Source organism: Desulfonatronum thiosulfatophilum (genome assembly GCF_900104215.1).
GTDB classification, from domain to species: domain Bacteria; phylum Desulfobacterota; class Desulfovibrionia; order Desulfovibrionales; family Desulfonatronaceae; genus Desulfonatronum; species Desulfonatronum thiosulfatophilum.
Map to the genome: position 1 here is coordinate 50,705 of NZ_FMXO01000016.1, position 21,072 is coordinate 71,776.

Here is a 21,072-nt window from a genome sequence, read left to right on the forward strand (position 1 = left end):
AATATGGATGCCATGCAGGCAGCATCCGCAACGCGATAATTGAATGGAATCACGAAGAAACACGGGCAGATTTCTCCACAACAAGAATCATTTCTTAATAATTAAGAATTCTGGTCCAAGCCTGAACGGTTTTCGCAGGTTGTCGCCATGGCTTACAGTCGTTTCAATTACGGCATTCCAAGGCTTTCAGGCCTATCAACACCTTCTCAAAGGAAGATGAACAACCGCTTCCGAACAATGGGGCCATTAAGATTTCCGGCATTACTTTTGGCACAAGACCGGCATGAACAAATTCTGGAACATTTTTTGATATTCGGACCCATCTCGTTCCTGGAGGGAAGCCATGAAAATTTTTGTTTGGACATTCCTGTTGTTCTTTCTTGCACTGCCCGCACACGCCGAAGTGGTGGCAAAGACCGTGGAATATACCATCGACGGCGAACAATTCGAGGGCGTGATCATCTACACTGAAGCCGCGGATGCTCTCAAACCGGGCATCCTCATGGTTCCGAACTGGATGGGGCCCACGGAGCAGTCGCGGGAAAAAGCCGCGCGGGTGGCCGGGGATTCGTATGTCGTGTTCATGATCGACATGTACGGTACAGACATCCGACCACAGGACACCGGCCAGGCCAGAACCGCCGCCGCACGGATACGGGAGGACAGATCCCTCATGCGCCTGCGGGTCAATGCCGCTCTTGAGGTGTTCAAGGAGCAGGGCGACGTCGTACCTCTGGACACCTCCCGCATTGCCGCCATCGGGTTCTGCTTCGGAGGCGAGGTCGCTCTGGAGCTGGCGCGTAGCGGCACGGAGCTGAGCGGAGTGGTTTCCTTTCACGGCACTCTGGGCACAGCCGATCCGGCTGATGCCCAAAATATCAGGACAAAAATCCTGGCGCTGCACGGCGCGGACGATCCGCTGGTGCCCGACGACCAGGTTCAAGAATTCATCAATGAAATGCGTGAAGCCGATGTGGACTGGCAGATGATCCACTACGGCGGAGCCGTGCATTCCTTCACCGATCCGTATGCTCAAATGCCCGGCACGGCCGAGTACCATCCGGTGGTGGCTCGGCGGGCATTTGCTGCCATGGAAACATTTTTCAAGGAAATATTTCAATGATGCTGCTCGATTCAAATCAATCCATACAACGCGACTTCCCGGAGAAAACACGGCAAACAGCAGCCCAGTGTCGGCATTACGCCATGTGCAAGATCGATTTTCTGGGCACGGGGATCTGCGCGTCAGGGATGGAGAAACATTTTGTCAGCTATTTTCCCCAGGGCCGGATGGACATCTATGACGCTCTTGCCAGAGACCTCGTACCCATCACGCAAGGTCTGGTGGACATTGCCGATTCCTGCGACTTGTGCGGTATTTGCGACCGACAATGCCATTTCGTGACCGGAATGCGGCCGGTTCAGGTGATGAAGGCTTTGAAAAAACATGTCCGGGACTGGCTGGCTCTAGGCAACAGCCCTGTGCCTGCCCAGTCCGATCCGGACCTGGACGCACTGCGAACCATCGTCGGCCAAGAGTGGGTCTCCAATGATCCGGCCATCCTGGTGACCTACGCCAATGATCCCTTCCCCTTGGCCGGAATGCGCATGCCACGCTTTGTAGCCCTGCCGAGAAACCAGAGCGAGGTCACAGCCCTGGTCCGCTTCGCCAATGAACGGGAGATACCCTATGTTGTCCGGGGCAACGGCGGCAGCGTCTTCGGATTCGTGTTCAGCGACGGGCTGGTGATGGACATGCACCGCATGAAGGGCATCGAGATCGATGCCGAAAACTGGACCGCCCTGGTGGAGCCCGGCGTGACCTCCTTCGAACTGCAGCAGGAAGCGGTGAAACACGGTTTTCGCGTCAACACGGCGGAGCCGGCGGCCACTGTCTGCGGCAATATCGTCTGCACCGGCCTCTTCTCGACCTGGGCCAACGCCTACGGTGTGAATGCGGACACCTTCGTGGACATGGAATTCGTGGACAACAACGGTAAGCTTTTTCGACTCAACGATCCGGCCTCCCCAAATGCCTTCTGCTACGAGCACAGGCTGACGCCTTCGCCCGGCATCTGCACCCGCGCCCATGTTCGCCTGCATCCGGTGACCGACGACGAGGAAGGACTGCTCGTGCCTTTCGCGGACTTCAAGGAGGCCGTGGATTTTGCCCGGGACCTGAGCCGACGCCGGATCGGACTGGCTATCGGCGTGCTGGGCGGCCATTACCTGTCCACCTTCATGTCTCCTTCGGCTGAACTCGCGGACCGGGTCCGGCACAGCCTGACCGAGGCCATCGGCCTTAAGTACGCCGTATTCGTCATCGGCGACGGCTTTGCCTGCCGGACTGTACGCGAAATGCGAGATTCAGTGATCGACGCCGAACTGTTCCGCATGTTCATGCTCGGACTGCCCAACATGGCTGATGATGAATGGGTAGAACTGATTGCCGGGATGGACGGCGACCACGCACCCTACGAGATCCTGTTGCGCTCGGAAATGCGCCCAGTTCTGGACGCAGTGCTTCGGCCAGCACCGGAAACCGCGGCCAGGGCCGTGGACGAGGATCTCCAATCATTCTACGCCAAGCTCTATACCCGCCCCGAAATGACGGACATGGTCTGGCTGAACATGTTCCGGATTCTCAGTTCCCGCATGTCCCGGCACAAGCACATGTTCGCCTTCCTGGTCTACGTGCCCATGGACCGGGCCGACGTGATTGAAGAAATCTGCGCGGAACTGAAGCGCATCGCCGACAGCCACGGCATCGACAACGACTACGGATTCCTGACGCCTCTGGATCTGGGCAAGCGCGGCATTCTTGAATACGACTACTACATCGATCACCAGGACCCGGAAGAGGCGGAAAAGATCCGCGCGGCCATGGTCGAATTCGAACCCTATCTGGACAATCTGAGCGTCGGGACCAAGGGAGTGAAGTGGTTGAAGTACATTTTCTCCCAGGGCTGCGCGCGCAAGGACGCCTTTCTCTACACATGACCCGGACCGGGAACTCATGACCACTGAGCCACGCACCATCCTGGTCACCGGGGGGACCGGCCTTCTGGGCAGTCACATTGCCGTCCGACTGCTGGCCGACGGGCACCGCATCCTGTTGCTGGCCCGCGGCCGCCCCCGCCAAAGCGCACGGGTCCGCGTGGATAATCTGCTGGATTGGTTCGGCGTTCCTCAAAGCCTGCGCTCCAAACTGAAGGTTCTGGATGGAAATCTGGACCATCCGGGGCTGGATTTGCATGGCCGGGACCGTCAGATGGTGACTGAGGAAGCGGAGGAAACCATACACTGCGCCTCGGATACCTCCTTTTCAACACGCAAGCGGCAACATGTGGAACGAACCAACATCCGTGGCCTGGAACACCTTCTGGACGTGCTACAAGGTGGCGCATGCCGCGGATTTCATCTGATCAGCACCGCATATACGGCCGGCAAGCGCAGCGGCTCCTGCCCGGAGGACTTCGCGCCGGCCGTGGCTTTTCATAATGTCTACGAAGAGACGAAACACCGTGCGGAACATCTGGCCAAGTTGCGTTGCGCCCAAAACCGGATCGTACTGACGGTGCATCGTCCGTCCATTGTCTACGGCGACTCCGTCACCGGCCGGACGTTTCTGTTCAATGCCCTGTACTATCCGGTGCGAACCCTGCACTTTTTCAGCAAGCTGTACGGCCGGGATATCCGCGAACAGGACGGCGCCAAGGCTCGGGCCATGGGCGTTACGATGGACCCGGATGAAACCCTGCATCTGCCCCTGCGGATAGCCGGGTCCGAGAGTCACGGCATCAACCTGATCCCCGTGGATCATTTCATCCGGGCGTTCATGGCCATTCGCGCGGATGCACCCCAGGGCGGGGTCTTTCATATCGTTAATCCGGACAACATCACGATCGGCCGGCTTGTGGATTACACCCGCCGGTTTTTCAGACTCAAAGGGTTACGTACGGCTGTTCCGGATGATTTTATCGACAGCCCCAGGAACGGCCTGGAACTGCTCTTTGAAAACCATATCCAGGCCTACGGCTCATACATGCAGGACAACCGGATTTTTGAAAATGCCAAGTCAGAGGCCATCTTGCACAGACACGGCATCACCTGCCCGGCATTCACCTACGACGTCTTCGCAACGTGTATGCGTTACGCAGTCGATGTGGATTGGGGGCGGAGTCCTGAGCCCCATGCCGCAATCCGGACTGATGGAAAACGCCAACCATTCTCCCCCGAGACTCAGCCCGATGAAGCACGAAATGAAGTCGCCGCGGGATATCGGAATGCATGAAAAGGTCTCCTACGGCTACGAAAGGATTCCGGCCTCGGAAAAACGTCGCCGCGTGCTCGGCCATTTCGAGACAATAGCCCATCGCTATGATCTTGCGGACGCCTTGCTCAGCTTCGGGCTGCATTTTTTCTGGAGACGCAGGGCACTACGCAGGCTGAACCTTCGGCCGGGCGAACGCGTGATGGACCTGTGCGGCGGCACCGGCGACTTCGCTGTCATGGCATCGAAGGCCGTGGGGCCATCCGGGCGGGTGACCGTCTGCGACTTCAGCCGGACCATGATGGACAAGGGCCGCTGCAAAGCCGCACAGGCCGGACAGGACGCCGCCATCCAGTGGGTGCAGGGGGACGCCGAGAACATGGCGTTTGCCGAGGACAGCTTTGACGCAGTCATCGTGGGTTATGGCATCCGTAATTTCGTCTTTCTGGAGCGAGGACTGGGCGAGATCCGGCGGGTGCTGAAGCCGGGGGGCAGGTTTTTGGCAATGGAGTTTTCCATCCCGCAATCTTTTTGGCTGCGAACCCTGTACCACTACTACTCCTTCCGGATCATGCCCCGGGCAGGCAGGCTGATCACCGGAACAGCCGAGCCCTTCCACTATCTGGCCGAATCCATCCGCGTCTTTCCGTCACCGGCGCGGGTTCAAGACCTCCTGACCGAGAACCACTTCGTCCATGCAACCCATGAGTTGATGAGCAATGGCTTGGCCGTGCTGTATTCCGGGCAAAAAGAGATCATCCGGCTGGAGGGTACTTTTGAAAAATGAACCGCCGCTTGACCTCAAGACGCGGAGGACGCCAAGTAAAGTTTTCGGGTTGATTTGAACATCTGTACATAACCCTTGATTACATTCTTGACGCAAACCTCTCCAATCCGCTATCGGTCTTAAATCATTCCCTATGTTTCAACCAGAAGGAGGTCGCCATGCGGTTAAAGATGATTGGATGTGCCTGTCTCGTGTTGGTTGCGTGTTTGATGTCCGGAATTGCGATGGCAGAGACGCAGTTCGGCGTTGCTGTTTACCCCGAAGCAACACAGCATGCCGGAACAACGAAATTCCTCAAGGAAGGACTCGGTGTGGACGGCGTCGCTTACCAAACCAAGGATCCGGCGTCCGCGGTGATTGAGTTCTACAAGTCCCAGGATGGAATTCGTGAAATCTTCGTCAGCGACGAATCCGCCATGTTCAGAAAAGGAGACGAAGTCGACGTGACCGTTCAAAGCCCGTGGATGGACATGGATACCGGAAAGCTGATGCAGGATTGTCTGATTTCCATCGTCAAGAGATAACTCACGCTGAACAAACTCGCCCACCGCCCGATCACACTTAAGCTGAATGCCGTTTTTCGCCGCGGGGAAGGTTCCCTTTTCCGCGGCGGTCCATCCAGGCCAGCATTGCCGGGGTGAACAGCAGCGTGAGCGGGGTGGCGATGATCAGGCCGCCGACGATGGCGGTGGACAAAGCGATCCAGTATTGGGTGGCCGGAGCTCCGAAGTAGATGTCCCGCTCCAGGAAGTCGATAGTCAGGCCGAGAACCATTGGCAAAAGTCCAAGAATCGTCGTCACCGCGGTCAACACCACCGGTCGCATCCGCTGCGCGCCCGTGCGCAGAGCCGCCTCCAGCCCCTCCAGGCCGCGACGGCGCTCCCTGTTGTAATGGTCGATCAGAACGATGTTGTTGTTAACCACGATCCCGGCCAAAGCCAGGATGCCGATCCCGCTCATCACGATGTTGAAGGGCTCGCCCCGGACCAGCAGGCCAAGCAAAACTCCCGCAGTGGAGAAGACAATGGCGGACATGACCAGCGCCGCCTGCAACAGGCTGTTGAACTGCGTCACCAGAATCAGAAACATCAAGAAAATGGAAACCAAAAAGGCCGCCCGAAGAAAATTGGCCGACTCAGCCTGATCCTCGGCCTGGCCCCGCAAGATGAAATCCACGCCTTCGGGGAGTTCCGCTCCCTGCAGAGCCTGGTCGAGACGGCGGATCTGCTCGTTGACCTGATATCCCGAGGCCGCGTCCGCTTCGATCCGGTATGCGGGACGACCGTTGATCCGGTTGATAACTCCCGTGGCCGGCGCCGGTTCCATGCGCACAAAGTTGGTAATCGGAACCATCCCGCTGACCGTCGGTACCCTCAGCCTGGCCAACTCTTCCATATTCCGGCGTTCAAGAGGAAAGCGCATCCGAATATCCACCTCCTCATCGCTGTGCGCCGGCCGGTACACGCCCAGCACGACTCCGGCGGTGAGCATCTGCACCGATTGCCCCAGCAGAAGAACATTTGCCCCGTAACGCGCGGCTTCCTCACGATCCACAATCAATCGCAGTTCCACGCCCGGCACGGGTAGATCGTCCTGTATTTCGGCAAATCCCCCCAGTTCCTCCATAAGCGTTCGGGCTTGGCTCACAGCTTGAAACAACAAGGGACGCTGCTCCCCGCTGAGTTCAACCACTATGGGCAAGCCTCTGGCAGGCCCCTGCCCCTCGTCACGCACCAGGACACGCAAGCCGGGCAGGTCGCGCGTGCGCTGCCGGACCGCGGCGGAAATCTCAGCGGCTTTTGGCCGCTGACGCCAGTCCAACAGCTCGAGTCGAATCACGCCGATGGTATCCGCCGGAAGATTCTGCTGCAGGCGCAACTGCTGGTCCGCGATGGCCTGGGTGTTCACCGCCTCAACGCCGTTCAGCCCCGCCAAGCGCTGTTCGACCTGGCGCACCAGGTCATCGGCCTCCCAAACCGACAGATCGCCCCGGGCATGCACCCTGACCTGCAAGGTTTCCGGTTCGATGTCCGGAAAGAACTCCACGCCGCGCCCAAAAACGCCGTAGAGCAGATACAGGCACAGGACGAGGCCCACTCCGCCGGCCAGCGTGAGCACGGGGCGTCGGCAGCAGTGACCGAGCACCTCGACATACCGTGCCGTTATCTTTCCCGTATGTTGATAATCTCCGGTTTCCGCGGCTTTTATGCGCCGCGACTTCTCATCATCCCCTTGAGATCTTGGCCCGAGCACCTGTCCCAGCGCGGGTACGAACACCAGGGCCATGAGCAGCGACGCGAGCAAGGTTATAATGACCGTCGCCGGCAGATAGATGATGAATTCCCCGATCATTCCGGGCCAGAACAGCATGGGGACGAAAACGGCGATGCTGGTTGCGGCGGCGCTGATGATCGGCCAGGCCATGCGTTGCGATGCGAGCAGAAACGCTTCTCGGCGATGGCGTCCCTCCTTGATGTATCTGTCGGCCAACTCAACCACGACGATAGCCCCGTCCACCAACATGCCGACAACGAGGATCAGCGCGAACAAAACGACAATATTGAGGGTGAAGCCCATGGCGTAGATCACCAGGATGCCGGTCAGGAAAGCTCCCGGCACGGCTACCGCCACCAGCAAAGCGGCACGCAGACCCATTACGGCAATGATCGTCAGGGAGACCAGCAGCACCGCGATGATCACCGTGTTCTCCAGATCGCCAAGAAGATTTTCGATCTGCTCGGCCTGGTTCTGGAGCAGGGTCACCCGCAGTGCCTCGGGCCAGGCCTGTTGCGCCTGCTCCAGTTCCCGTAACACGGCGTCCACGGTGATCAGCACGTTGGCGCCCGTCCGCGGGCGCACATCCAGGGTCAGTGCGGGTTCACCGTCAATACGGGCGAAACGTTCCGGATCAACAAAGCCTTCCCGAACCTCGGCCACGTCATCGACCGTGATCACGATCCCCTCTTCCACCCGCACGGCGATATTGCGTACGTCCTCCATGTTCTCGATGGTCCCGGGAACAATAATCCCGATCCGTCCCGCACCGGCATGGACGGAACCGGCGGGCACAAGCTGGTTGTTCCGTTCAACGGCGCCGGCCAGTTCCTGAAACGAGATCTGATAGGTTTCCATCATGGTCGGGTCGACCAGGATCTCCATGACCTCGTCCCGCTCACCGATGATGTCCACCTGCAGCACGCCATCGATGCCTTCCAGGCGATCGCGCAGATTCCGCGCCACCTGAAGCAGCGAACGCTCCTCCATCGGCCCGGAAAGGACGATGCTCAGAATCGGGAAAAGATCCAGATTGACTTCATTGACCACCGGTTGTTCGGCGCCCGCGGGCAGTTCCGGAGCGGCCACGTCCACGGCCTGCTGGACGTCGAGCATGGCGGTGCGGCTTTCAAAGCCGGGCAGAAATTCAAGCCGGATGATCCCGAACCCCTCTCCGGCATTGGAAACCAACTCGTCGAGTCCCGCCAATTGCTGGAGTTCACGCTCCAAGGGCTGCAGCAAGAGGCGTTCGGAATCTTCGGCTGAAACGCCGGGATAGACGACGGTGACGAAAAAAATCGGAATGTCGATATCCGGCGCGGCCTCTTTCGGAGCGATGACGTATGCCGCTCCACCGGCGGTCAGCAGCAAAAGAAGCAACAGCAGAAGCGTTCGGCCACGGCCGAGGAGCCCGGCAAGAATCGCATTCATTGCGCCACACTCTCCACAGGAGCGTCCTCGTGCATCAAGTGTGCTTCCTCGGAACGGGCAATCACCTCCTCCCCGGCTCGAACAAAGCCCTGGCCGACGGTGATGATGCGTGCCCGATCCGGCAATCCCGTGACCCAGACTCCCTCCCGGCCGGCACGTACGACTTCGATGACATGAAACTGCACCCTGTCTTCCGCGTCCACGGTCATCACGCCGATCCGGCCGTCATCATCCAGCCCGATGACGGCCGGCGAAACCTGATGTGCAAGCACCTCCTCGGTGGGTATCTCGACCTCGGCGCTGGTCCCGGCAGGCAGATCCCGGCCTGGATTCGGCACCTCGACTTCAATGCGGAAGGTGCGGGTGGCCGGATCCGCAAGCGTACTGACGAAGGTCACCTCGCCCTCCACCATGCCGTGACGCAACACGTTCACTCGTGCCGGCAAGCCCACTCTGACCCGCCCGATGCTGTGCTGCGGCACCTGAACCATGGCCCGCAACGGATGATTGTTGACGATCCTGGCCACCTCGTCTCCGGTGGAGACGAAATCTCCACGCTCGGCAATGCGCTGGTCCACGCTCCCGGCGATGGGCGCCTCAATCCTGGTCCGGCTGATTTCCTCTTCAATCGCCGTCAAATCCGCCTGGGCGGCTTCCATTTCCGCCATTGCCGTTTCGAGCTGGATTTCAGCCTCAAAGCCGTCCTCAACGAGTTGACGCGTAGCCTGCAGTTGCCTTTCAGTGACATTCAACCTCGCCTGGGCCTGCCGCAACTGCGCACGGCGCTCGCTGAGCTCAAGCTGGGCCAACAAGTCGCCCGCTTCCACGGCCGCACCAAGCTGCACATGCCAGTTCTCGATACGCCCGCCCGTCTCCGCTCGCACCATCACGACCTGTTCCGGTTGCAGATCCCCGTGCAGCACGAGAAGGCGCTCCACCGGCTGCGCCTGCATTTGCCGAACAGCTACGATGGTCCTGCGCTCGGCAGGCCTGACCTCTTCCTTCGTTTCGTCGTCACGCAACAGCACGCCGCTTGCGATCCAGATGATCACCAGGGCAAGAATGCCGATGATCACCCACGTCTTGGGCCCTCCCAAAACCTTGCTCATCATGTTGGCATTTCTCCTCCGCCTTCGAATCCGTCTTCTGCCAGCCAGGTCTGCTTCCAAGGGCAATAACGGTTTCATGACTCAGGCATGAACAGATCCAGCTGAATTTTCATCAAAAAATTCACCCATTAATCGTCATCATCTCCCTGGGGTTGTCAAGAAGAACAGTCTTCATTCACTGCTGATGAGCGGTATTTGATGGACGCAATTACAACGCCCGGTGAAGGCTTGCTGCACCGGGCGTTGTTGGATGACCATGATTGCTTCGTGATCTTGCTGGAGAGATGGAGATCATTTTTTGGAGTGTCTGCTTGGAGGAGCTAAACGTACGTGGGGTCTCCCGTACATGGGATCCCCAGTCGGCCATTTCCGCATCGGAATGAGCAGGCCGAGAGGGCTTCTTTCATGGCGAAATCAGACGAACGCAGGACAGAGGACGAGCGTGCGTCCGAATCACCTGACGCGTGAGGTCAAATCAAAGATCGGCCCCATGACCGCCAGAACGAGAAAACCCACCAGAAGCCCTAACGCCAGAATCAAAGCCGGTTCCACCAGTGCTGCAAAGCGTTTCAATGTGGCGTCGGTTTCACGTTCAAGCAGTTTGCCCAGACGCTCCAGAAACGAACCAAGCCCTCCGGCGGCCCGCCCGGCACTGATAGAGGTCAAAAAAACATCTGGATAGATGCCCTGTCTGGACAGCACTTCATCCAAAGGCTGGCCCGTGGAAACTTCCCGGGCGGCCTGGGACATTTTTTCTCGAAAAAAAAGCGACCCCACCCCCTGAGCCGAACTTTCCAGGGCCTGAACCATGGGAATGCCGGCTTGCAGTTGAAAGGCTACAAGACCGGAAAAACGAGCCAGCACGCCTTTTTGAACCACGGGTAGCCGCCAGAAAAGCCTGTCCAGACGCATTCGCCAACCCGGCCTGCGTTTGTAGGCCATGACTGACATCCATGCCGCGCCTCCCAAACCCAACAAAAGCATCATCCCCCAGGATTCCATCCACGCCCCCACGCTGAGAAGGATCCGCGTATCCCAGGACAATTCTCCGGCGGAAGAGGTCACGATGTCGGCGATCCGCGGAAGAACCCGGGATAGCAGGAAAAAGACCGCGCCAAGGCCGATCACCAGAATGGTCAGAGGATATCCGAGAGAGGTGAGCAATCGTTCCCGAAATTCCCGTCTCCCCTCCTCGTATCGGGCGATTCGCTCCAGCACCTCACCCAGCCGCCCAACCTGTTCCGCCACATGGACCATGGCCGTATATACCGGAGGAATGACCGCGGGATGATCCTGCAAGGCCTGGGAAAAAGCCTGCCCACCCTCCACCGCGTCACGAATCTGCAGCCAGAATCCCGAAGCATGCCCGTTGGATGTTCGCGCCAGAAGATCCAGACTCTGCGCCAGCGACCCGCCTCCCTGAAGCATCATTCCCAGGGAGTAGAAGGCTTCATCCAGACGGATGCGATGCAGCCAAACCCCTGGAGTGAGCCAGGAGCGCAATGAGCGGATGTGGACGCCTCCGGCAAGGCCGAGCTGAAGGGGCAACAGGCCTTGCTCCTGAAGTTTTCCATAGGCCACCGCGCGGCTCTCAGCTTCACAAAGCCCCTTGCGCTGAATTCCTTGGCGGTCCAGGGCAAGATATTGAAATGTCGGCAATGGTTATCCTTCTTTTAGATTTCGATTTCGATTGCGATTGCGATTGCGATTGTTATGTTATGCGATCATTCACGAAACAACCGAAACCCACTGACTTAAATAAAAATCGGCAATTTTTCTACCGTTGTCGAAATCGCAATCGCAATCGCAATCGAAATCGACACGCAATCCATCATGTTCCCGCCAATCACCTCAATTCATGAGCCACGCCATCGTTAACCTTGCTGTATCGGCGAAGCCGATTTTGCCCACGCAAAGACCGGATGTCCAACATCTCCAAGCATACATTAATGCATTCATGCTTGTGCCCCTGCGAATGCCCCCATTCAGTTCAACCGAGAAACAGCTCAGATGTCGGCACTTGCCGTGCCGCATGTTGTGCAGTAAAAGCCCATAAGCCGGAAGTGTCCTTTCAACGAAAGAAATGGCGCAATTCACTCGTGTTTGTCCCTTGAGGCAGATCCAACTTTTAACAAAAAAGAATATGCCAAACAAAGAAACCAATCAATCAATTCGGAATATCGCCATCATTGCCCACGTCGATCACGGCAAAACAACACTGGTGGATGCCTTGTTCAGACAAAGCGGACTGTTTCGGGAAGGCCAGGAAGTGGCCGAGCGGATCATGGATTCCATGGACCTGGAACGGGAGAGGGGCATCACCATCGCAGCCAAGAATTGCGCCGTGCTTTGGAAAAACGTTAAAATCAACATCATCGACACCCCAGGGCACGCCGATTTCGGCGGTGAAGTCGAACGCTCCCTGTCCATGGCCGACGGCGCGGTACTCCTGGTGGATTCCTCTGAAGGGCCCTTGCCCCAGACGCGCTTCGTGCTCAAAAAGACTCTTGAATCAAAGTTAAAAGTTATCGTGGTGATCAACAAGATCGACCGTCAGGATGCCCGCGTCGAGGAAGTGCTGAATGAAATTTATGATCTGTTCATAGACCTCGACGCCACGGAAGAACAGTTGGATTTTCCGGTGCTTTACGCGATTGCCAGGGACGGCATTGCCAAGCATGCCCTGGAAGATCCGGATGAGAACCTGCATCCCCTCTTTGATACAATCCTGGAAACAATCCCCGGACCGGCGTATGATCCCAGCATGCCTTTTCAAATGCTGGTTTCGGATCTGGGGTACTCCGACTATCTGGGGAGATTGGCCATCGGCCGGGTGGTAAATGGAAGTGCGAAACAGAATGAACAACTGATCTGCATTGACGCGGCTGAGGAACAACTTCCATTGCGGGTGACCAAACTGCAGACCTATTCCGGCCTTTCACTGCAGGACGTCAAGGAAGTGGGGCCTGGCGACATCGCTGTCCTGGCTGGGATTGAAAACGTGGCGATCGGCGACACCATCTGCACCAAGGCCGAGCCTTCGGCGCTCAAACGGATCAAAGTGGACGAACCCACCGTGGCCATGAAATTTTCCATCAACACGTCTCCTTTAGCCGGGCGGGAAGGGAAATTCGTCCAGTCCCGCAAGATATGGGAGAGGCTGGTCAAGGAATCCCTCAGTAATGTCGCGATCCGGATTGAAGAGACCGAGGACAGAGACAGCTTCGTGATCAAGGGCCGAGGTGAATTTCAAATGGCTATTCTCGTGGAAACCATGCGTCGAGAGGGTTATGAGCTCAGCGTGGGTCGCCCGGAAGTCATCTACAAATATGTGGACGGGAAACGCCTGGAACCCATGGAGCACCTTTTTATCGATTGCGAAGAGGTTTTTCTTGGCGTGGTTACAGAAAAGCTCTCCATCCGGAAAGGGCGCATGTCCAACCTCGTGAACCGGGGAACCGGTCGCGTCCGGGTGGAATTCTCGATTCCTTCCAGGGGGTTGATCGGATATCGTGACGAATTCTTGACCGACACGAAGGGAACCGGGGTCATGAACTCTTACTTTTCGGGTTATGAGGAGTATCGGGGAGACTTTCCGACGCGATTCATGGGATCCATCGTCGCGGACAGGGCTGGAACCGCCGTGCCCTATGCGTTATTCAATCTGGAGCCCAGGGGAAGACTCTTCATCTCGCCCGGAGAACCAGTCTACGAAGGGATGATCGTCGGGGAACACAATCGGGAGAGCGACTTGAACGTCAACCCCTGCAAGGAAAAAAAGCTCACGAATATGCGGGCTTCGGGAAAGGATGAAGCGGTGATCCTGACCCCTGTACTGCCGTTGACTCTGGAGTGGGCGTTGCACTTCATTCGCGAGGACGAACTGGTGGAAGTGACCCCGCATTCCATTCGATTGCGCAAGACGGTTTTGTCCGCATCCAAACGTCATGTCATGGGCGGAGCAAAATAATGCAAATGAGTGGACGTTGCTGCGCAGATTGCTCTTAAGCGGAGGATAAGGGGGGACGGGCCGAGGCGGAACACTGCAACCGCCCCCTTAATAGAGGCTATTTTTCCCGAAAAACGATCCGCCCCTTGGTCAGGTCGTATGGGGACAACTGAACCCGTACCTTGTCTCCGGGCAATATCCGGATTCGAAATTTTCTCATCTTCCCACAAAGATGCCCAAGAATTTTATGTCCGGTCTCCAGTTCGACGGAAAAAAGGGTGCTGGGCAAAGCCTCCTGAACAACCCCGCTCATTTCAATACATTCTTCCTTGGCCATAGGCCCTCCTTCGGTTAAAGATATACACCACGAACCACGTCGGTAAGCTCGGATAGCATTTAATTACTTCTTGATGCATTGCAAGCAAAAAAGCCCCGTCCTCACGAAGAAAGAGGACGGGGCTTCGTAAGGCCTATGTATTCAAAATTGGGCTGCCACTACCAGCGCTTGGATTGACGATTTCTGTCGCCATATCCGCCGCCGCCACCGCCACCGCCGCCGGGACGGGGAGAGCGTTCCTGGGCTTCATTGATGCGCAGGCTGCGGCCTTGAAAATCTTTTCCGTCCAGCGCTTCCTGAGCGGAACGGGCTCCGGCTTCGTTCATCTCAACAAATCCGAAACCACGTGGGCGTCCAGTTTCACGGTCACTGATCAGGGCTACGGAAAGAACCTCGCCGTAAGCGGAGAAAAGATCACGGATATCATCTTCCTGGGCGGTAAAGGGCAAATTCCCAACATACAACTTACTTGACATGCGAATGACTCCAAAAGGGGTTGGGGCAAATTCTTCCTGATCTTTCCGGATCCGAGCCGCCTCGGTGTCCAGAACTGAACGAGATTCTTGCCGGTGCAAATTGAAAATATAAAAATAATTTGCGTTTATATTTTTGTCAACTTATTTCTTTCCGCCGGCCAACACAATTGGATTCCTTATCGGCAACTATTGAGCACATCCAGATCTCAAGCCGGGACCTGACACAAAGACAAAGACCATGAGCACCCCCCGCCCTCCTCTTTCAGCCCAGCTGGTACTTTCCCTGTTCAGTTCACGATGGGAAATGTTTTGGCCTGATCTCATCCCATCCCTGGAAAGTTTTCTTGGGCGCCTGGAATCAGCCGGCACTCCCATCCCTTTCTCCGAGACGACCTATTACGAGGCTGAATTCGGCACCCCGCTGCAGCGAAGGCTACTGGCATTTGAACAACTTGTCCCTCAGGAGCGACTTCGGGAAATCAAACTCTGGTCGCATGACCTGGAACAGAAATATCTCCGCGGCGGCCAGCGCCTGTTCAATCTCGATCCAGGCTTGTTGACCCAGGAGCGGTTTGTCCTGGCAACCGGGAAGAATTTTACCCACCGCATTTACCTTGGCGACGGAGTCTTTGCCGATCTCACGCTCATTTACCAGGCGGGTCGCTGGCAGACCTTGCCCTGGACATTTCGCGACTACGCAGCTCCAGTATTGCAGCATCAATTGACGCAATTACGGCTGAAGTACAGGGCAAAGCTCGGCATTTTCGACAAATCACCTGTTCGAACGTCATGAAATCCTTATCCGAGCATGGCTCAAGCTGCGAACCCAGATTGACAGCAAGCAATTTCCGGGACAAAATTCAATTTTTTGAATCCATTCAGCTTTTTATTTTTCATATCTGATCTGCATGGTTCATCGCAGGCAGGAACCCGACCCGTCTTGTCAGGATTTTTGCGGTCTCGCCTTTTTGGCTATGCCCTAGTTTTTCAGCGCATGATTACCGTCAGCCGGAAGCACCAGTTGTTCCTTTGCGAAGGTTCGATGTTCTTCCAGCTCGCCGACGAAGGTTCACGCATGGCCGCAAGATCGGCCTGCCACCGGCAGGCTCCATTTTCCTTAGTGTACTTTTAATCTTAAGGATTTCAGAGAAACACATGCACGACATTCGCAGAGCCGAGAGCCAGCGGCAGACCAGGGAAACGACAATCAAACTTGATTTGGTTCTTGATGGATCAGGATCGACGCAGATTCACTCCGGAATCGGCTTTGCCGATCACATGCTTCACCTGCTTTCCTTCTGGGCGGACTTTGATCTCAACCTGACCTGTGAAGGCGATCTGCACATCGACACCCACCACACTCTGGAAGATATTGGATTAACTCTCGGCACATCCTTGCTGGACGCTCTCGGTGACAAAGCCGGAATCGCCCGTTTAGGTTCGGCCATTGTTCCCATGGACGAGGCATTGGTGGAAGTTGTGGTGGATCTTTCCGGTCGGCCATACCTGGTTTATAATGATGATCCTTTGCCGGCCATAATCGCCGGAGATGAAAAAGACATCTGGCGTGAATTTTTCAAATCACTGGCACAGGAAGCACGAATGAACCTGCATATCACGTATCGTTACGGCCGAAACGGCCACCATCTTGTGGAAGGCGCCTTCAAGGCGCTGGGCATGGCGCTGCGCCAGGCTGTTTCCAGGACTCGTACCGGTGTGCCGAGCACCAAGGGAAGTTGTTGAAAATGCGTAATTGGACCATGACCAACATCTGTTTGTGGAGCCTTATCCTGCTCTTGAGCGCGTGTGCACCCCGGCCTGCCGCTCCGCAGTTGCCCGTCGAACACACCCTTGCTGTAGCCGGGTTTCACCAGCCTCTGGAAGGCTGGCAGCTGCTGTCCACCTCCAGAGCTGAACAAGCAAGAACCTTGTCCCCTGGACTGCTTGACGAACTGGACGCCATGCTCATGGAACTGCTTGGTGAAGGCGAAATTCGTGCTGTTCTCGGAACAGAAGCAACCAAACAATGTCAGGAGCTTGTATTATCCGGCGTCAATACCGAACGTGGAGGAATCTCTGGACTTCGGTACTGGATGGATGTCGGCGCGTGTACCCGGGCGGATTACCTGCTTGTCCCGCAAATCCTCGAATGGCGTGAACGCGAGGGTGGCGAATGGGGCGTGACCGAGCCTGGAAGGGTTGTCTTGGAGCTGACTCTGTTGAACATCCCGAACCAAAGAATTGCTCAGCGCTTTCAATACGATGAACGTCAACGCTCCTTGAGTGAGGATCTCCTGCAGGCCGACAGGTTTTTTCGTCGCGGCGGCAAGTGGCTGCCCACAAAAGAACTTGTGCGGGACGGTCTGCGCGAAGGTATGCGGGAGATGGGCTTATGATTCTTTTTCCGGCGGTGGACATCAAGAATGGACAATGTGTTCGCCTGCGCCAGGGCCGAGCCGACGACGTTACCGTATTTTCACCTGACCCCGCGGCCATGGCTCGGCATTGGGGGGAACTGGGCGCAAAATGGCTTCACCTTGTGGACCTGGATGGCGCTTTTGACGGACTGCCCGTCAACTTCGATCTGATCCAACGGATTTGCGGCCAGGTTTCGGTTCCGGTTCAGCTTGGCGGCGGGATTCGTGACATGGATACCGCGCAAAAATATCTTGACGCCGGTGTCCAACGCCTGATCATCGGAACCATGGCTCTGGAAGATCCTGATGCCTTCGGCGCCCTGTGCTCTGCACTGCCTGGTCGAATCGGGGTGTCTCTGGATGCCGTTAATTCAGCCTTGAAAACCAAGGGCTGGGTAGACGACGCGGGGCTGACCGTAGACCAGGTTTTGCCTCGGCTGGAGCGCCAGGGAGCGGCTTTCATCATCTACACGGACATCAGCCGGGACGGGATGCACAGTGGAGTCAACCTTGCGGCCATGGAACATCTTGTTCGCTCAACCCAGCTCCCGGTTATAGCCGCCGGCGGCGTCACCAAGCTGGAAGACGTTCAGCTTCTCCACCACTTGGCTTCCCAGGGCCTGGAAGGGATCATCACCGGAAGAGCCATTTATGAAGGCACGCTTGATTTCAAAGCAGCCATGGAGTGGATCGAACTGCAGGAAACTGAGCAAGGATAACTACCGAAACAATCCAATTACTTGCAAATGTTTGATTTTCCAAGAGCAACAAGCACGCTCTTTCATCTGCAAGTCATCTCATTCTTCAGTTGGACATTTTGCACGCATGTTCGAGGTATGGCTCGATGAACGAATCCTGGCTCAGTCAACCGTGCGAGACCGCGATACCAAGGAAAGCCGGTCCTATTCTCGATATATGATCAAAATTTGCCGAATGGTTGCTGATTTTCAAGAGAACGCGAAACGCCAAGGAGTTGCATATGGCCACGATCAAAGTCTCGGGTATGTCCTGTCAACACTGTGTCAATGCCGTAACAAAGGCCTTAAGCGGGATTGACGGTGTACAGGACGTTAAGGTTTCCCTGGAAAAAAAACAAGCCGACTTTACGGAAACCAAACCGGTTTCACGGGAAGTCATTCGAGAAGCACTGCAGAAGGCAGGTCACGATCTGGGTTGATCCGCATCGATTTGCAAGCTGTTCAACAAAAAAGCCATCCGCACGGGATGGCTTTTTTGTTGAAGTTGATCTGTAGGAGATTTCCGACATTCGCTTCACGATGCTCAATTGTCGGCGGGGAACGACTTCATATTTAAGCGTAGACGACATCAAAAGCAGCCAGATGCCGGGCAAACTCTGATGGCGGCTCATACAAGCCGGACAGCCATTTCTCAGGCCATGCCCGATCGCCATGCATAGCTCCCATCAATGTGCCGAGAACAGCGCCGCGGTGGCAGTTGTCGCCGCCGAGATTTGTGTTCACAATCAGGGCCATTTCCGGATCATCCTGGTACTTCCAAGCTAAATAGTACGTGAGCGGCAATGCTTGCTGCACGTAGCAGGCTGTGTTGAACACGTTCAACGCCACCTCCGCATCGGGCTGTTGCGCAAGTTCTTCAAATGGATGGCCAGCAAACTGCATCAGATTTTCCGGCCATTCCTGTTCCAGTGCCTGACGAATATCCATGCCCTGCAAAATGGATTGCAGCACTTGCGAGAAACTCGTGAACGCATCTTTCATCAACTGCCCGGGATGAGTCAGTTCCATGTGCTGTAGACCGAGTGTGAAGGCCTTTTGCGGTTGGTCGTGAAAATACAGCAGGATCGGAATGGGCATGCACAATCCCCCCATGTGTTTTTCGTCCGGAGCAATGACCTTGTCTTCCTTGTTCCGGGTCGCCCAGGCCTTGAAAAACTCCCGGTGACACTCCTCGACATAGGTATCGCGGTGATTTCCCGGTTTCGTCATGAAGGAAACGTACCGGGCGAGATAACGAGCCCTGAGGTCGTCCTCGTCCTCAAGAAGGCAGTCCATGAGGATCCGGCCTAATTTCATGTTCAGAGTGTTTTCTCCAGCTTGCAAAAACTGATGATAATGCACACCTCGTTCACCCCAGAACATGGCCTGATTGTGCAGGATGTCCGTATCTGGACTGGGCGGACGATAGCGTGAGCGCCAGAGCAGGCTGTCCGGGTGTGGATTCCGGGGCTGCTGATAGCCTTGCACCAAACCGTAGTCCTTTGTCAGCGCAAAGGTATCGTAATACCAGTGAACGGGCATGGCCAGGGCATCAGCGATATGCGCGCCGTAAATCGCTCCGGCAAGCCGGGAGTTGATCTCCGGGACATGTTTCAGCATGGCATTATCCTTGGTAAAAGGTGATGAATATCATACTTCATTCATAGTTACTCAGCTGTGTTCCTGTTTGTCATGCAAAAGTCCGAGTAGTTGCCTTCAACCTTTGATAAGATCGGATGCTGAAAGGTCAATCCTCGCCCCGAATTCTCAAGGCGCAAAGCTGCTGTGCATTTCGTATCGCAAGAACCTGATGCTCTAAAATGGGAAGGCCGCCATTTGCAGGCTTTCAATTTTAGCCTTGTCCTGAAAGCAGTTGCAATGCCCAAAAAAAAGACCCCTCTGCAGCAGCAGAGGGGCCTCAATGATTTTTGTAAAACCAAAGTTAATCGATATGGACAATCGGGAACTAAAACTCGGGCAATGGCTGTCCGTCCTTGAAATGGAGAGAGCCCGGATTTTCAAGGATCAGGACATACCTTGACTCTCGAAGCGCACCAATGGTTTCGTGCACGGCTTGTGTGATTTCCCGAGCCAGGGCATCCTTTTGCTCCAGGCTCCGACCTGCGCGAATATTCACATTCATGACGGGCATGAGCTTGTCCACGAAAGATCAATAAGCCGCGGCTATGTCGTGGACAAGGTTTGATCCGGCTCCGCCTCAGCTTCAAGGTCCATGTTTGAAATCTTGGTGAGACCGAGGAGAATAGGACTCGCGATAAAAATTGAAGAAAATGTTCCAATGGCGATCCCGATGAACAATGCCAACGCAAAGTCATGAATGACCCCGCCTCCGAACAGAACCAGGCAGAGAACAACCATCAACGTGGTGCCGGATGTGAGAATCGTCCGGCTCAGCGTCTGGTTGATGCTCAGGTTGATCACGCTGAACAAGGTCATGTCCACCTTGTCGCGAATGTTCTCGCGGATCCGGTCGTAAATTACGATGGTGTCGTTGAGTGAATATCCAAGAATGGTCAGGAACGCAGCGATAATGGCCAGATCCAGTTCCTTGTTCAACAATGAAAAAATGCCGAAGGTGATGAACACGTCATGGATCAGGGCGACCACGGCTCCGAGAGCGTAAGAAAGCTTGAGTTTCCAGCATAAGACCACGGTGATGACCAATGCGGCAAGGACAAGCAGTTCCATGGGCAGGCCGAGCCAGCGCAGCGCAGCGATGCCTCCGGCAAGTCCGGCGGCCATGATCACGGCGGGAAACCATCGCTTCTCGAACCGTCCGGAAATGTAGATTGCAATCAGCAATACGGCGTAGAAGAGCGCTTCCATTGCCTGGGCGCGCAAATCAGCGCCAACCCGAGGGCCGACCATTTCCAGGCGCTGAATCTCATGGCCGACGCCGGGCAGATTTTTCTCCAGCCTGGCGCTTAAGTCTCTGCGTACGACATCGGAAGACAAATCGGTCGTCGAGGTCCTGACCAGAAACTCATTATCCTGCACTGTACCGAAACGCTGAATCGCCAGACCGGGAAGATCGGTCCCCTGGAGGGCCTGTTGAACCTGGCCCACCTCCATCTGCTGATCAAACTTCAGCTGAATGATCATGCCTCCGGAAAAATCGATGCCGTATTGGGGGCCGCCCTTGATCACCAGCGACACGATGCTGACGAGGATCAAAAAACCGGACAACAGAAACGCCGCGTAGCGCAACTTCAGAAAATTGATCCGGGTATCCGGACGAATTATTTGCAGACCCATGCTCTC

Annotated in this window: 19 protein-coding genes; 11 read left to right on the top strand and 8 right to left on the bottom strand. The window is 56.1% G+C overall.

The genetic code is table 11. The annotated features are described in order from the left end of the window. Positions 1-343 precede the first annotated feature (343 nt). From BLP93_RS13445 to BLP93_RS13465, 5 genes are all read left to right on the top strand, one after another. Positions 344-1,123: a dienelactone hydrolase family protein gene (locus BLP93_RS13445; RefSeq protein ID WP_092122774.1), complete on the top strand. Its 780-nt coding sequence runs from the start codon at positions 344-346 to the stop codon at positions 1,121-1,123. Beyond that, positions 1,120-3,000 (top strand): FAD-binding oxidoreductase, encoded by a 1,881-nt coding sequence (locus BLP93_RS13450; RefSeq protein WP_092122777.1) that lies wholly within the window; start codon positions 1,120-1,122, stop codon positions 2,998-3,000. The genes BLP93_RS13445 and BLP93_RS13450 overlap by 4 nt, the downstream gene beginning before the upstream one ends. A 16-nt stretch (positions 3,001-3,016) precedes the next feature. Beyond that, positions 3,017-4,294 (top strand): SDR family oxidoreductase, encoded by a 1,278-nt coding sequence (locus BLP93_RS13455; RefSeq protein WP_092122780.1) that lies wholly within the window; start codon positions 3,017-3,019, stop codon positions 4,292-4,294. Continuing rightward, complete coding sequence (locus BLP93_RS17045) at positions 4,287-5,060, top strand: ubiquinone/menaquinone biosynthesis methyltransferase (RefSeq protein WP_161946338.1); 774 nt, start codon at positions 4,287-4,289, stop codon at positions 5,058-5,060. Before BLP93_RS13455 ends, BLP93_RS17045 begins: the two co-directional genes overlap by 8 nt. A 224-nt stretch (positions 5,061-5,284) precedes the next feature. Continuing rightward, positions 5,285-5,584 (top strand): hypothetical protein, encoded by a 300-nt coding sequence (locus tag BLP93_RS13465; protein WP_139163007.1) that lies wholly within the window; start codon positions 5,285-5,287, stop codon positions 5,582-5,584. 37 nt (positions 5,585-5,621) lie between these two features. On the opposite strand, the gene BLP93_RS13470 is transcribed toward BLP93_RS13465, so the two are convergent. The 3 genes from BLP93_RS13470 to BLP93_RS13480 all read right to left on the bottom strand — a co-directional run bounded on the left by BLP93_RS13470 (position 5,622) and on the right by BLP93_RS13480 (position 11,533). Continuing rightward, complete coding sequence (locus tag BLP93_RS13470) at positions 5,622-8,765, bottom strand: efflux RND transporter permease subunit (protein WP_092122786.1); 3,144 nt, start codon at positions 8,763-8,765, stop codon at positions 5,622-5,624. Continuing rightward, positions 8,762-9,877 carry an efflux RND transporter periplasmic adaptor subunit gene (locus BLP93_RS13475; protein WP_092122789.1) on the bottom strand — a complete coding sequence of 372 codons (1,116 nt, stop codon included), beginning with the start codon at positions 9,875-9,877 and terminating at the stop codon, positions 8,762-8,764. Before BLP93_RS13475 ends, BLP93_RS13470 begins: the two co-directional genes overlap by 4 nt. Before the next feature lie 450 nt (positions 9,878-10,327). Further along, a complete protein-coding gene (locus BLP93_RS13480) occupies positions 10,328-11,533 on the bottom strand; it encodes a type II secretion system F family protein (RefSeq protein ID WP_092122792.1) in 1,206 nt (401 codons plus the stop codon). 484 nt (positions 11,534-12,017) lie between these two features. Between BLP93_RS13480 and typA the strand changes: the two genes are divergently transcribed. Continuing rightward, on the top strand, positions 12,018-13,844 hold the full coding sequence (gene typA, locus BLP93_RS13485) for a translational GTPase TypA (RefSeq protein WP_092122795.1): 1,827 nt from the start codon (positions 12,018-12,020) through the stop codon (positions 13,842-13,844). 97 nt (positions 13,845-13,941) lie between these two features. On the opposite strand, the gene infA is transcribed toward typA, so the two are convergent. Together infA and BLP93_RS13495 are read right to left on the bottom strand one after the other, a co-directional pair. After that, positions 13,942-14,160, bottom strand: a complete 219-nt coding sequence (gene infA / locus BLP93_RS13490; protein WP_092122798.1) for a translation initiation factor IF-1 — start codon at positions 14,158-14,160, stop codon at positions 13,942-13,944. Between the two features lie 158 nt (positions 14,161-14,318). Continuing rightward, on the bottom strand, positions 14,319-14,636 hold the full coding sequence (locus tag BLP93_RS13495) for an RNA recognition motif domain-containing protein (RefSeq protein WP_092122801.1): 318 nt from the start codon (positions 14,634-14,636) through the stop codon (positions 14,319-14,321). A 238-nt stretch (positions 14,637-14,874) separates the two neighbouring features. On the opposite strand from BLP93_RS13495, the gene BLP93_RS13500 reads away from it, so the two are divergent. The 5 genes from BLP93_RS13500 to BLP93_RS13520 all read left to right on the top strand — a co-directional run bounded on the left by BLP93_RS13500 (position 14,875) and on the right by BLP93_RS13520 (position 18,230). Beyond that, positions 14,875-15,429 carry a DUF4416 family protein gene (locus BLP93_RS13500; protein WP_092122804.1) on the top strand — a complete coding sequence of 185 codons (555 nt, stop codon included), beginning with the start codon at positions 14,875-14,877 and terminating at the stop codon, positions 15,427-15,429. Between the two features lie 362 nt (positions 15,430-15,791). Further along, positions 15,792-16,379 (top strand): imidazoleglycerol-phosphate dehydratase HisB, encoded by a 588-nt coding sequence (gene hisB / locus BLP93_RS13505; RefSeq protein WP_092122807.1) that lies wholly within the window; start codon positions 15,792-15,794, stop codon positions 16,377-16,379. Between the two features lie 2 nt (positions 16,380-16,381). Continuing rightward, positions 16,382-17,032, top strand: coding sequence for a hypothetical protein (locus BLP93_RS13510; RefSeq protein ID WP_092122810.1), 651 nt, complete (start codon positions 16,382-16,384; stop codon positions 17,030-17,032). Next, a complete protein-coding gene (gene hisA, locus BLP93_RS13515) occupies positions 17,029-17,772 on the top strand; it encodes a 1-(5-phosphoribosyl)-5-[(5-phosphoribosylamino)methylideneamino]imidazole-4-carboxamide isomerase (RefSeq protein WP_092122813.1) in 744 nt (247 codons plus the stop codon). The genes BLP93_RS13510 and hisA overlap by 4 nt, the downstream gene beginning before the upstream one ends. A gap of 260 nt (positions 17,773-18,032) precedes the next feature. Next, a complete protein-coding gene (locus BLP93_RS13520; RefSeq protein ID WP_092122816.1) occupies positions 18,033-18,230 on the top strand; it encodes a heavy-metal-associated domain-containing protein in 198 nt (65 codons plus the stop codon). Between the two features lie 133 nt (positions 18,231-18,363). On the opposite strand, the gene BLP93_RS13525 is transcribed toward BLP93_RS13520, so the two are convergent. The 3 genes from BLP93_RS13525 to secF form a co-directional block, all read right to left on the bottom strand. Then, a complete protein-coding gene (locus BLP93_RS13525; protein ID WP_092122819.1) occupies positions 18,364-19,410 on the bottom strand; it encodes an ADP-ribosylglycohydrolase family protein in 1,047 nt (348 codons plus the stop codon). A 346-nt stretch (positions 19,411-19,756) separates the two neighbouring features. After that, positions 19,757-19,942 (bottom strand): tautomerase family protein, encoded by a 186-nt coding sequence (locus tag BLP93_RS13530; RefSeq protein ID WP_139163008.1) that lies wholly within the window; start codon positions 19,940-19,942, stop codon positions 19,757-19,759. 32 nt (positions 19,943-19,974) lie between these two features. Then, positions 19,975-21,066, bottom strand: coding sequence for a protein translocase subunit SecF (secF, locus tag BLP93_RS13535; RefSeq protein WP_092122825.1), 1,092 nt, complete (start codon positions 21,064-21,066; stop codon positions 19,975-19,977). Positions 21,067-21,072: the final 6 nt, after the last annotated feature.

What these genes read in the sequence shown, in the direction of transcription:
- BLP93_RS13445 (WP_092122774.1), top strand. Translation starts at nt 344, where the DNA reads ATGAAAATTTTTGTTTGGACATTCCTGTTGTTCTTTCTTGCACTGCCC.
- BLP93_RS13450 (WP_092122777.1), top strand. Translation starts at nt 1,120, where the DNA reads ATGATGCTGCTCGATTCAAATCAATCCATACAACGCGACTTCCCGGAG.
- BLP93_RS13455 (WP_092122780.1), top strand. Translation starts at nt 3,017, where the DNA reads ATGACCACTGAGCCACGCACCATCCTGGTCACCGGGGGGACCGGCCTT.
- BLP93_RS17045 (WP_161946338.1), top strand. Translation starts at nt 4,287, where the DNA reads ATGCATGAAAAGGTCTCCTACGGCTACGAAAGGATTCCGGCCTCGGAA.
- BLP93_RS13465 (WP_139163007.1), top strand. Translation starts at nt 5,285, where the DNA reads ATGGCAGAGACGCAGTTCGGCGTTGCTGTTTACCCCGAAGCAACACAG.
- BLP93_RS13470 (WP_092122786.1), bottom strand. Translation starts at nt 8,765, where the DNA reads ATGAATGCGATTCTTGCCGGGCTCCTCGGCCGTGGCCGAACGCTTCTG.
- BLP93_RS13475 (WP_092122789.1), bottom strand. Translation starts at nt 9,877, where the DNA reads ATGATGAGCAAGGTTTTGGGAGGGCCCAAGACGTGGGTGATCATCGGC.
- typA (WP_092122795.1), top strand. Translation starts at nt 12,018, where the DNA reads ATGCCAAACAAAGAAACCAATCAATCAATTCGGAATATCGCCATCATT.
- infA (WP_092122798.1), bottom strand. Translation starts at nt 14,160, where the DNA reads ATGGCCAAGGAAGAATGTATTGAAATGAGCGGGGTTGTTCAGGAGGCT.
- BLP93_RS13495 (WP_092122801.1), bottom strand. Translation starts at nt 14,636, where the DNA reads ATGTCAAGTAAGTTGTATGTTGGGAATTTGCCCTTTACCGCCCAGGAA.
- BLP93_RS13500 (WP_092122804.1), top strand. Translation starts at nt 14,875, where the DNA reads ATGAGCACCCCCCGCCCTCCTCTTTCAGCCCAGCTGGTACTTTCCCTG.
- hisB (WP_092122807.1), top strand. Translation starts at nt 15,792, where the DNA reads ATGCACGACATTCGCAGAGCCGAGAGCCAGCGGCAGACCAGGGAAACG.
- BLP93_RS13510 (WP_092122810.1), top strand. Translation starts at nt 16,382, where the DNA reads ATGCGTAATTGGACCATGACCAACATCTGTTTGTGGAGCCTTATCCTG.
- hisA (WP_092122813.1), top strand. Translation starts at nt 17,029, where the DNA reads ATGATTCTTTTTCCGGCGGTGGACATCAAGAATGGACAATGTGTTCGC.
- BLP93_RS13520 (WP_092122816.1), top strand. Translation starts at nt 18,033, where the DNA reads ATGGCCACGATCAAAGTCTCGGGTATGTCCTGTCAACACTGTGTCAAT.
- BLP93_RS13525 (WP_092122819.1), bottom strand. Translation starts at nt 19,410, where the DNA reads ATGCTGAAACATGTCCCGGAGATCAACTCCCGGCTTGCCGGAGCGATT.
- BLP93_RS13530 (WP_139163008.1), bottom strand. Translation starts at nt 19,942, where the DNA reads ATGCCCGTCATGAATGTGAATATTCGCGCAGGTCGGAGCCTGGAGCAA.
- secF (WP_092122825.1), bottom strand. Translation starts at nt 21,066, where the DNA reads ATGGGTCTGCAAATAATTCGTCCGGATACCCGGATCAATTTTCTGAAG.